General features: G+C 65.7%; 10 protein-coding genes. 7 read left to right on the top strand and 3 right to left on the bottom strand.

The window, feature by feature from the left end; genetic code table 11:
• Positions 1-248 (top strand): hypothetical protein (locus FEF15_RS19240; protein ID WP_205598502.1); only part of this gene is annotated, 248 nt, incomplete at its 5' end.
• Between the two features lie 26 nt (positions 249-274).
• On the opposite strand, the gene FEF15_RS08790 is transcribed toward FEF15_RS19240, so the two are convergent.
• Positions 275-1975, bottom strand: a complete 1701-nt coding sequence (locus FEF15_RS08790) for an L-lactate permease (RefSeq protein WP_163558779.1) — start codon at positions 1973-1975, stop codon at positions 275-277.
• Positions 1976-2340: 365 nt separating this feature from the next.
• Between FEF15_RS08790 and FEF15_RS08785 the strand changes: the two genes are divergently transcribed.
• The 5 genes from FEF15_RS08785 (at position 2341) to FEF15_RS08765 (ending at position 7138) form a co-directional block, all read left to right on the top strand.
• Positions 2341-3048: a glutathione S-transferase N-terminal domain-containing protein gene (locus tag FEF15_RS08785; protein WP_163558778.1), complete on the top strand. Its 708-nt coding sequence runs from the start codon at positions 2341-2343 to the stop codon at positions 3046-3048.
• A 227-nt stretch (positions 3049-3275) separates the two neighbouring features.
• Entirely contained in the window at positions 3276-4565 is a 1290-nt protein-coding gene (locus FEF15_RS08780) for a glycine betaine/L-proline ABC transporter ATP-binding protein (protein ID WP_163558777.1), read from the top strand.
• Positions 4558-5490: a proline/glycine betaine ABC transporter permease gene (locus FEF15_RS08775; RefSeq protein WP_163558776.1), complete on the top strand. Its 933-nt coding sequence runs from the start codon at positions 4558-4560 to the stop codon at positions 5488-5490. The genes FEF15_RS08780 and FEF15_RS08775 overlap by 8 nt, the downstream gene beginning before the upstream one ends.
• A gap of 50 nt (positions 5491-5540) precedes the next feature.
• The gene (proX, locus tag FEF15_RS08770) at positions 5541-6584 is read left to right on the top strand and encodes a glycine betaine/L-proline ABC transporter substrate-binding protein ProX (RefSeq protein ID WP_205598501.1); all 1044 of its coding nucleotides are present in this window, start codon (positions 5541-5543) and stop codon (positions 6582-6584) included.
• Positions 6585-6787: 203 nt separating this feature from the next.
• The gene (locus FEF15_RS08765; RefSeq protein ID WP_163558775.1) at positions 6788-7138 is read left to right on the top strand and encodes a phasin family protein; all 351 of its coding nucleotides are present in this window, start codon (positions 6788-6790) and stop codon (positions 7136-7138) included.
• 129 nt (positions 7139-7267) lie between these two features.
• Here FEF15_RS08765 and FEF15_RS08760 read toward each other — a convergent pair whose 3' ends face one another.
• A complete protein-coding gene (locus FEF15_RS08760; RefSeq protein ID WP_163558774.1) occupies positions 7268-7888 on the bottom strand; it encodes a phosphoribosyltransferase family protein in 621 nt (206 codons plus the stop codon).
• Positions 7889-8129: 241 nt separating this feature from the next.
• Here FEF15_RS08760 and FEF15_RS08755 point away from each other — a divergent pair, with 241 nt between their 5' ends.
• On the top strand, positions 8130-8993 hold the full coding sequence (locus FEF15_RS08755; protein ID WP_163558773.1) for a hypothetical protein: 864 nt from the start codon (positions 8130-8132) through the stop codon (positions 8991-8993).
• Between the two features lie 99 nt (positions 8994-9092).
• On the opposite strand, the gene FEF15_RS08750 is transcribed toward FEF15_RS08755, so the two are convergent.
• A complete protein-coding gene (locus FEF15_RS08750) occupies positions 9093-10484 on the bottom strand; it encodes a nucleobase:cation symporter-2 family protein (protein ID WP_163558772.1) in 1392 nt (463 codons plus the stop codon).
• Positions 10485-10601 lie beyond the last annotated feature (117 nt).

The raw sequence follows: 10601 nt of genomic DNA, 5'->3' as shown, positions 1-10601 counted from the left end.
TAGAGAAGATCGGGCTCTTCCAGGTCGCACGCTTCAGGATCTCCGGCCTGGTCGGCGACCACTTAGAGGTGCTGCTGGAACTCGAGCAAAAGCCGTGGCGACGATCTAACAGGGTTCGCTTTCTACAGCTATCCGTTATGAGTGGTGGTATCAGTCGCGGCCTGAACATGAACACCCACGATGAAATGAAGAGCGCCCCAGGCCAGTGGCCCGGGGCGCTGGGGTTATGCGCCAGGCATGGCGCGTAGTGCCTGAACGGCACTGTTCCCGAGGGTCAGCCGAGGCTGAACAGTGGGTCGGAGACGCCCAGTACATAGAAGGCCACCAGGCCGATCACTCCCGCAAAGAGCAGGTAGTAGAGCGTCGGCAGGATGGTCTTGCGGATGGTGTCGCCCTCGCGGCCCAGCAGGCCTACGGTGGCCGAGGCCGCCACCACGTTGTGGATGGCGATCATGTTGCCTGCCGCGGCACCCACGGCCTGCAGCGCCACCATCATGGCGGTGGAGACACCGAGCTGCTGCGCCACGTTGAACTGAAAGTCCGAGAGCATCAGGTTCGACACCGTGTTGGAGCCGGCGATGAAGGCACCCAGCCCGCCCACGGCGGGGGCGAACAGCGGGTAGATGTCGCCCACGCTATCGGCGACGAAGCGCGCCATGGCCACCGGCATGGAGACCAGGTCGGCGGCGTTGACACCGGAGTTGATCAGGATGCGCACCATGGGGATGGTGAAGATCAGCACGAAGCCGGCACCCAGCAGCGTCTTGGAAGACTCGCCGAAGGCTGCCTTGAGCTCGCCGGAGCGCATGCGATGGATCACCGCGGTGATCAGCACCACCATCACCAGGATGCCGCCGGGCAGGTAGAGCGGTTCGATGCTGCCGGAGATGCCCGCCTCGCCGAGGATGTTACTCCAGCCGAAGCTGAAGGAGGTCAGGGCGTTCTTGAGCGGCTCCACGGTGCGCGAGGCAACCAGCAGGACGGCCAGCAGCACGTAGGGCACCCAGCCCATGAAGGTGGAGATCGGTGCCTTGCCGACGACGTCATCGAGCTTGATCTCCAGCTTGCCGATCCAGTTGTCCGGCCACTGGCTGGACTCGGGGAAGTCCCAGGTATCCTTGGGCAGCAGGAAGCCGCGACGCGCGGCCGGCACGACGATGGCCAGGCCCACCATGGCGCCGATCATCGACGGGAACTCCGGCCCCAGCAGCACCCCGGCCAGGGCGTAGGGCACCACGAAGGCGACGCCGGCAAAGAGCGCGAAGGGGATGATGGAGAGCCCTTCCTTCCAGGAGCGATTGGCCCCGAAGAACTTGACCATGATGATCACCATGATCAGCGGCATCAGCACGCCGACCAGGGCGTGGACGATGGCCACCTCGGCGGAGATCAGGCGGAAGTATTCGAGCCAGCTGGAGCCGCCGGCCTCCAGTGCGGCGCTGATGCCGCTGCGGTCGACGCCGCCGGTCACGCCGACCACGATGGGCGTGCCTACCGCGCCGAAGGAGACCGGGGTGGACTGGATCATCATGCCCACCACCACGGCGGCCAGCGCCGGGAAGCCGAGTGCCACCATTAGCGGCGCGGCCACGGCGGCCGGGGTGCCGAAGCCCGAGGCCCCCTCGATGAAGCAGCCGAACAGCCAGGCGACGATGATCGCCTGGACGCGACGGTCGGGGCTGATGCCGGAGAAGCCGTTGCGGATCGCCTTGATGCCGCCGGAGTGCTTCAGGGTGTTGAGCAGCAGGATGGCGCCGAAGATGATCCAGAGGATGGCGACCGTGAGGATCAGACCCTGGAAGGTGGAAGCCAGCACCCGGCTGACACTCATTTCCCAGGCGAAGAGGGCGATCAGCGCCGTGACCGCGTAGACCACGGGCATGGCCGTCCGCGCGGGCAGGCGAAAGCCGATGAGCAGGATGCCCGCCAGCAGCAGCGGCGTGAAGGCGAGCAGCGCAAGAGTCGTGTCCGTCATGGGCAGCGTGACCTCGCAGTGGATTGTTGGTTGGAACGAAGGCCGATGGGCGACCGTCGCTGGCCAGCGAAAGATACGTCGAGTCGACGGGAAAGGCTACTGATGGGAAATTGGTATGACCAATAATTTCAATGCGATGTTGCATGGATGGTTCAAAAACTATCCATAAAAACAGCATGATGTCAGATATATCGGAGGGCGGCTGGCTGCCTGTCATCGTCGCCAGGTTAGACTAATGGACAAAACGGGCGTCGGTCAGGGCGTGGAAGCACCGGTTTGGCAGGGCCCACAAAGGCTGGCACTATCCCGACAGGACCGAAGGGGCGCTCCGCCCGGGACGACCACCACCACGCCAGGAGACGAGCATGGCACGGGTACTCTACGAACTCTGCGGGATCGACGAGGGGCTGCGGTTCTCGCCCTACTGCTGGCGTGTGCGCTACGCGCTGGCCCACAAGGGGCTGGCGGTGGAAACCCGCCCCTGGCACTTCACCGACAAGGCGGCGCTGGCCTTTGCCAATCACGACAAGGTGCCGGTGCTCGTCGACGGCGACGCGGTGGTGGTCGAGAGCTACGAGATCCTGCGCTACCTAGATCGCACCTACCCCGAGGCACCGCTGCTGGGCGACGGCCTGGCCGAGGCGCGGGCACGCTTCTTCAAGGCCTACGCCGAGCGGGCCCTGGCCCCGGCGATGCTGCGCACCATCATCATGGACCTGCTCAACGCCATTCATCCCAAGGATCGCGACTACTTCCGCGAGAGCCGCGAGAAGCGCTTCGGCCGCACCCTCGAGGAGTTCCATTCGCCGGCCAAGGGGTTGGCGCAGCTGGATGCCGCCCTGGAGCCGCTGCGCGGCTGCCTCAAGGAGGCCGACTTCATCGACGGTGCCGCGCCCGCGGCGGCGGACTACCTGCTGTTCGGCAATTTCATGTGGGCGCGCTGCGTTTCCAGCGCTGATCTCGTCTCCAACGCCGATCCGGTCTACGCTTGGCTGGAGCGCATGCTGGACTGTCACGACGGCCTGGGGCGCAGCGCCCTGCGCGTCACCGACATCGAGGGCGCCTACCGCTGATACGGCGGGCACCGCCGGGGGCGTCCCCCGGCCCGGCCCCCCGCTTGACGGGCCATCCCCCGCCACCTAGGTTGTTGATAGGGCCGGAAACGGCCAAGGCGAGCCTGACGCACTGGCTCGGGTCGCCTGTTCCTCTCGCGAGCGCTGCCCCCGTGGTGGCGCCGCCAGCCGAAATTGCTCGAGCCTCGTCAGGCTGCTGCCCCTCGCAGTATTCCGACAGGCATGCTATGAGCAGCAAACACGCAGGGAATGACGAGAAGCTTCGCGTCGAGCGCCTCTACAAGGTGTTCGGCGACGATCCGGACGACACCATCCGCCGCGTCGAGGCCGGCCATAGCAAGAAGCAGATCTATGCCGACACCGGTTCGGTGGCGGCGGTGGCCGATGTCTCCTTTGGCGTGCAGGAGGGCGAGATATTCGTCGTCATGGGGCTTTCCGGCTCCGGTAAGTCGACGCTGATCCGCTGCCTCAACCGCTTGATCGAGCCCACGCGGGGCAGCATCCGGATTGACGGGGAGGAGATCGTCGGCCTCGACGCCGAGGCGCTGCGGCGGCTGCGTCGCGAAAAGCTGTCTATGGTGTTCCAGCACTTCGCCCTCTTTCCCCACAAGACCGTTGGCGAGAACGTCGAGTACGGCCTCAAGATCCGTGGCCTGCCGGCCCAGGAGCGCCGCGACAAGGCGCTGCGATCGCTGGAGCAGGTGGGGCTGGAGGCCTACGCTGACGTGCCGCCGGACAACCTCAGCGGCGGCATGCAGCAGCGGGTCGGTCTGGCCCGTGGTCTGGCCGTGGACCCCGACCTGATGCTGATGGACGAGCCCTTCAGTGCGCTCGACCCGCTGATCCGCCGCGACATGCAGGACGAGCTGCTGGAGCTTCAGCAGGAGCTGCGCATGACCATCGTCTTCATCACCCACGACCTCCACGAGGCGCTGCGCCTCGGCGATCGCATCGCCATCATGAAGGATGGCCGCTTCGTGCAGCTGGGCTCGCCGCAGGAGATCGTGGCACAGCCGGCCGACGACTACGTGGCCGCCTTCACCCGAGACGTGGACCGCGCCCGGGTGTTCCGCGCCCGGACATTGCGTCGTGACGCCGAGGCGCTGTCCGCCGACGCCTCGGTCGCGGCCGCCCGCGTGCAGCTGACGCGCCTCGAGCGATCGGCACTCTACGTCGTCGACGACTACGACCGTCCCCAGGGAGTGGTGCGCCGGGAGGCGCTGGAGGCAAACGGCCTCTCCTCGCTGGACGAGGCTCTGGTTCGCGAGTTCCCCACCGCCGACGCCGAGCAGGAGCTGGTCGAGCTCTATTCGGCCTGTGCCGCGGGCCTGCCGGTCGCCCTGCTCGACGACGAGGGCCGGCTGACCGGCATCGTCGAGCCGCTCGAGGTCTTCCAGCTCCTCGGCGGCAACGGCGGGGGTGACGATGCCGACGGCGCCTCGTCGGCGGGAAACACGGCGGGACGACCCGGCGTGACGGCTGGCTCGTTGGAGATGAGGAGGCCCGACCATGGCTGACCAGATTTCCGACTTCTACACGCTGCCCCTCGACGACTGGATCGAGTACTTCGTCAAGGACTGGCTGGTGCCCAATTTCCGGCCCGTATTCCAGGCCATCCAGTGGCCGATCGATCAGGTGCTGGGCGGGCTGGAGGCGTTTCTGCTGTGGCTGCCCTATCCGGTATTCGTGGTGGTGCTACCACTGCTCGCCTGGCGCGTGGCCGGCGGCGGCGTGGCGCTCTTCACGCTGCTCTCGCTGCTGTTCATCGACCTGCTGGGCATCTGGCAGGAGACCATGGTGACGCTCGCCATGATTCTGACCGCGGTCACCTTCTGCGTGCTGGTAGGGGTACCGCTGGGCATCCTCGCCGCCCGCAGCGACCTCTTTGCCAGCCTCATCCGCCCGGTGCTGGACATCATGCAGACCATTCCGCCCTTCGTGTACCTGGTGCCCATCGTCATGCTGTTCGGCGTGGGCATCGTGCCGGGGGTGATCGCCACCATCATCTTCGCGCTGCCGCCGGTGATCCGTCTCACCAACCTGGGCATCCGCCAGGTCCAGGCGGAGCTGGTGGAAGCCGGCCTCGCCTTCGGCTCGACGCGCCGCCAACTGCTCTTCGAGATCCAGATCCCGCTGGCGCTGCGCACCATCATGACCGGCCTCAACCAGACCTTGATGCTGTCGCTGTCGATGGTGGTGATCGCTGCGCTGATCGGTGCCGGCGGGCTAGGGTTGACGGTGTTCACCGGTCTGGGACGCCTGGATATCGGCCGCGCCACCCTTGGCGGGATCGGCATCGTACTGCTGGCGATCATGCTCGATCGTATCACCCAGGCGCTCGGCGAGGGTCGCCAGGCAAAGCGGCCGGGCGTGAAGCAGTCATTGAGCCGTTTGTTCAAGGGGCTTTTTCAAGGGAGCAGAGCATACGAGGACCAACGATAAACCGGATCGCGGCACGCCCTGCTGCGATCCTGCAATGCAGGAGGATACCCATGAACATGCTGCATACCCCATGGCATACAACCCTGCTGGCCGGGGCAGCCGCAGCGCTGCTGCTGGCACCCGCCGGGCAGGCCGACGAGCACACTCCCGGCGAGGGCGTGTCGGTGAGCCCGGCCCGCGCCACCTGGGACACGGGGTGGTTCCCCACCGCGGTCTACAGTCAGGTACTGGCGGAACTGGGCTATGACGTGGATCGTCCCACGACCCTGGACAACCCGCCGTTCTACCAGTCCGTGGCCCAGGGAGACGTGGATTTCTGGGTGAACGGCTGGTTTCCGCTGCACAACACCTACCGCAGTACTTTCGAACAGGGCGCCGAGTTGATCGGCTATGTCGCCGAAGGCGGGGCCCTGCAGGGCTACCTGGTCGACAAGGCGACCGCTGACGAGCACAACATCACCAGTCTCGAGGATTTCAAGGATCCCGACATCAAGGCCCTGTTCGATTCCGACGACAACGGCCTGGCCGAACTGGTCGCCTGCCCGCCGGGCTGGGGCTGCGAACTGGTGATCTCCCACCACCTGGAAGCCTACGACCTCACCGACCACATCGAGCCGATCAAGGCGAGCTACTCCGCTTCCATGGCCGAAGCCATGGGCCGCTACCAGCAGGGCGAGCCAATCTTCTTCTACACCTGGACGCCCAACTGGACGGTGGGTCTGCTGGAGCCGGGCGAGGACGTGGTCTGGATCACCGTCGAGGAAGCCAGCCTGCCGGAGGATCAGCAGCAGTTCGAGGATGCCACCGTGGTGGAAGGCGTCGAGGGCTGTGTCGAGGATCCCTGCAACCTGGGCTGGCCGGCCAACGACATCCGCCCGGTGGTCAACAGCGAGTTCGCCGACAATAATCCCGCGGCGGCCAAGCTGTTCGAGGTGATGAGCATCCCGCTGGAGGACATCTTTGCCCAGAACGCCAAGATGTTTGACGGCGAGGACAGCGAGTCCGACATCCAGCGCCACGCCGAGGAGTGGATCGAGGAGAACCGCGACCAGGTCGACGAGTGGCTCGACCAGGCACGCCAGGAGGCCATGTAAGCCTACCGAGGCAGTCGTGACGCTGACCTCCGGTGCGCCCCGGCCGGGCAGGAAGCCCGCGCCGGGGCGCCTTGCGGAGTGGCGAATGAAGCAGCCCGCAGGCATGTTGCACTGCACAAAAATTCTTGCTATGCTGCATCGCAACAAGGTGGTTCTGAATAGATGGAGCCTGCCTTGGTCACCGAAATCAGAGGAGGTGCTTCATGAGCAAGACCAATTCGTCCACGACCCAGCAGTTCGACACTCTGTTCGCCGGCCCGGCCCGCGCCTATGCGGCGCTGAGCCTGGAGTTTACCGAGAAACTGGCGGCGGCCCAGTTCGAGGCCGCACGTGCCTACACTGACCTGAGCCTGGCCCAGGCCCGTGCCTGGCTCGACGTGAAAGACGTCGAGGGATTCAAACAGATCGTGGAATCCCAGCAGAAGGTCGCCCAGGACCTCGGCAACCGGGTCAAGGGGGACGCCGAGAAGGTGGTTACCCTGAGCCAGGAGTTTCTGCAGAAAGGGCAGAAGCTGACCGAAGAGAACGTCAAGGCCGCCAGCGCCGCCCGCTAAGTCGCGCTGCCCGGCACGCCAGTTGGCGTGCCGAACGCACCGGTCTGCCGTCGTCCCCTTGGGGGGCGGCGGTTTTTTTGTGTCTCGCCTTGTGGCGAGGCACGGCGCAGGCGCCTTGGTATGGGCGGCTCAGGTCGCTCGCTCCCCGAGCAGTTCGATCACCTCCTCGTCCTCCACCTGACCGAAGTCGGCGAAGAACTGGCCCACGGCCATGAAGTCGGCGGGCACCTTCAGGCACACCACCTCGTCGGCCAGCGCCTCGAGCCGCGCGGCGGCATCCGGCGAGGCCACGCCCAGTGCGGCGATGAGCCGTTTGGGACGCCCCTGTAACGTCTTCAGGGCGGCTTCCATGGTGGCGCCGGTAGCACTGCCGTCGTCGACCACCACCACCACCCGGTCGTCGGGCGGGATCGGTGGGCGCACCGGCGTGTAGCGTTCCCGCCGTTCGCTGAGCACCTGGCGCTGACGGTCGATCTCCCGGTCCACCGCCTCGGCAGGGCAGCGCTCGGCAGCCGGGTCGAGCTGCGCGTCGCCCGTCTCGCTGACGGCGCCGATGGCGAATTCCGAATGGCCCGGGGCGCCGATCTTGTGTACCAGCACCACGTCCAGCTCGCCCTCCAGCGCCGTGGCCAGACGATGCCCCATGGGCACGCCACCCCGGGGAATGGCGAGGATCAGCGGGTTGTTTCCCTTCAGGTGGGCGAGACGCTCGGCCAGACGGTCGGCCGCGTCGAGACGGTCATGGAACATGGCGGACCTCCGGTGAATGCCTCTCGTTAGTCAGTGTAGCGGCTGAGGGCCGTCGATGGACAAGGCCCGGGGAAGGGCGGCACGTCGGCGCATGATTGTAGTCATGGAAAATATTTCTATCTATACAATAATTGTATACCTTGGGTGGCGGCGGGCCCGGGATAGCGTGATGCCCTCGGCCCTTTTCCTCGGGCGCCCCGGCGCCGATCTCGAGACAACAGCAACAACAGGAGATGTATCCATGAGGCGTGGCATACCCACTCGCCACCATGTCGTCACCGTTCTGACGGCGGCTCTGGCGGCCGGTAGCACCCAGGCTGCCACCTGGAGCGATACCTTCATCGGCTATCGATATGGCACCCAGTTCGCCGAGCCGAACAACCCGCAGGATGTGACCAAGCACGTCCTGCAGTTCACGTACGTCAGCGGCTATTCGCTGGGGCAGAACTTTCTCAACCTGGATGTGCTGCAGTCCGACAGCGCCGACCCGGCCAACGGCAGCAGCAGCGGGGCCACCGAGGCGTATCTCGTCTATCGGCATCAGTTGCAGGCGGGAAAGGTGTTCGATGACCCCGTGGCCTTCGGCCCGGTGAAAGACATGGCTCTGACGGCGGGTTTCGACCTCAACACCAAGAACACCGCCTTCGCGCCGCGCAAGCGCCAGCTGGTGGTGGGCCCCACCGTCAAGTTCGACGTGCCCCGCGGCTTTGTCGACCTCAGCCTGTTCTACAGCCGCGAGTGGAACCACTGCGGCCTCGATGCCTGCGGCCTGCCGGGCAACCGCAATGCCATCACCTTCGACCCCTACTACCAGGTCAACCTGGCCTGGGGGTTGCCCTTCGAGGCCGGGGCGGTGCCGCTGAAGTTCCAGGGCTTCTACAACTACAACGGCGAGAAGGGTGACGACTATTTCGGCGTGGCCACCAAGCCCGAACAGCTGATGCGCACCTCGCTGATGGTCGATGTGGGCCAGTTGGCCTGGGGCGGAGAGAACACCCTGTGGACCGGCGTGGGCTACGAGTACTGGCGCAACAAGTTCGGTAACCACGACAAGGCGGGCGTCGACACCGATGCCCTGACGTTCAACCTGGAGTGGCACTTCTGAGCAAGCCGTGATGCAGGCACCATGACAAACGCCGCCGGGGTGACCGGCGGCGTTTGTCGTTGTGGGGCCTGACCGAAGATCGGTCAGGCCGTGGCGCGCTCACAGGTTGGTCTTGACGCTCTCGCTCTTGGCGATGACCGGTTCTTCGGGGTCGGGCTGCTGGCGGCTCGGCTTGCCGGGCAGCAGGGCATCGAGCAGCAGGGCGGCGGTCGCCGCCGGCACCAGGCCGGACTTGAGCAGCAGCCCGGCCTGGCCGGGCATGGTCTCGGAGATCGCCTCGACCGCCGGCAGGCCGATGCCCAGGCTCAGGGCGACGGCAATGATCAGCATGGCGCGCTGGTCCAGTTCGCACTCCTGGATGATCTTGAGCCCGGCCGAGGCGATCATGCCGAACATCACGATACCGGCACCGCCCAGCACGGCGTGGGGCATGGCCGCCACCAGGCCGCCCAGCTTGGGGAACAGGCCCATGGCAATCAGCAGCAGGCCGCCGATGGTCACCACGTGGCGGCTGACCACGCCGGTGAGGGTGATCAGGCCGACGTTCTGGGCGTAGGCAGTGTTGGGCAGGGTGTTGAACACCGCGGCGAAGGAGGTGGCCACGCCGTCTGCCATCACGCCGCCGGAGAGTTCGCGATCCTTGGCCGCCCGTCCCGCGCCGCCGGTGGTGATCGCCGAGATGTTGCCGATGGTTTCCAGGCCCACCACGAACATGATCAGCACCATGCCGGTGATCGCGGTCAGCGAGAACTCCATGCCGTACTCCAGCGGCTTGGGCACGGCGAACCAGCCGGCATTGGTGAGGTTGGTGAAGTCGACCATGCCCAGCGCGATGGCCACCAGGTAGCCCGCGACCAGGCCGAAGAGAATCGACGAGGCCTTGATGAAGCCGCGGCCCAGCTGGTGCACGGCGATGGTCACCACCAGCACGAAGAAGGCCAGGGCCAGGTTGGTGGGCGAGGCGAAATCCTCGGAGCCCACGCCCCCGGCCGCGTAGTTCAGCCCCACCGGCATGAGGGTGATGCCGATCAGCAGCACCACGATGCCGGTCACCACGGGGGAGAACCAGTGGCGTATCTTCTTGAGGAAGGCCCCCAGCACGACCTGCATCAGACCGGCGACGAAGGAGGCCCCGAGCACCGCCGGCAAGCCAAAGGCCTTGGCCAGCGGCAGGGCCACCGGCAGGAAGCCGAAGCTGGTGCCCTGCACGATGGGCAGGCGCGCGCCCACCGGGCCGATGCCGATGGTCTGGATCAGCGTCGAGATCCCGGCGACGAACAGCGCCACCTGGATCAGAAAGATCTGTTCTCCGGCGGTGGCGCCGATCACCCCGGCAATGATGATCGGCGGGGTCACGTTACCCGCGAACATGGCCATGATGTGCTGCAGGCCGAGTGGAATGGCCTTGGCCAGCGGTGGCATGGCATCGGGGTTCTGGTTGATGGTGCGAGAGGGTTTGTGTTGGGCGGAAGGCTGTTCAGCGTCAGTCATGTCGGGCTCTCGAGCTTGTTGTTGTGTTCCGTGATGCGACTGAAAGTGCATCACGCCACTGTATGGAATGTACACAATCATTGTGGTTTTTAAAGACAATGTTGCCTTGTTTTTGTG

The sequence above is a fragment of the Halomonas sp. NO4 genome (assembly GCF_010994375.1).
In the GTDB taxonomy this organism is placed as follows: Bacteria; Pseudomonadota; Gammaproteobacteria; order Pseudomonadales; family Halomonadaceae; genus Halomonas.
This window is presented reverse-complemented; position numbering and strand designations above follow the sequence as displayed.

Bases quoted from the DNA above. Each gene is read 5' to 3' on its own strand.
- FEF15_RS08780 (WP_163558777.1), top strand. From the start codon at position 3,276: ATGAGCAGCAAACACGCAGGGAATGACGAGAAGCTTCGCGTCGAGCGC.
- FEF15_RS08775 (WP_163558776.1), top strand. From the start codon at position 4,558: ATGGCTGACCAGATTTCCGACTTCTACACGCTGCCCCTCGACGACTGG.
- proX (WP_205598501.1), top strand. From the start codon at position 5,541: ATGAACATGCTGCATACCCCATGGCATACAACCCTGCTGGCCGGGGCA.
- FEF15_RS08785 (WP_163558778.1), top strand. From the start codon at position 2,341: ATGGCACGGGTACTCTACGAACTCTGCGGGATCGACGAGGGGCTGCGG.
- FEF15_RS08790 (WP_163558779.1), bottom strand. From the start codon at position 1,975: ATGACGGACACGACTCTTGCGCTGCTCGCCTTCACGCCGCTGCTGCTG.
- FEF15_RS08760 (WP_163558774.1), bottom strand. From the start codon at position 7,888: ATGTTCCATGACCGTCTCGACGCGGCCGACCGTCTGGCCGAGCGTCTC.
- FEF15_RS08765 (WP_163558775.1), top strand. From the start codon at position 6,788: ATGAGCAAGACCAATTCGTCCACGACCCAGCAGTTCGACACTCTGTTC.
- FEF15_RS08750 (WP_163558772.1), bottom strand. From the start codon at position 10,484: ATGACTGACGCTGAACAGCCTTCCGCCCAACACAAACCCTCTCGCACC.
- FEF15_RS08755 (WP_163558773.1), top strand. From the start codon at position 8,130: ATGAGGCGTGGCATACCCACTCGCCACCATGTCGTCACCGTTCTGACG.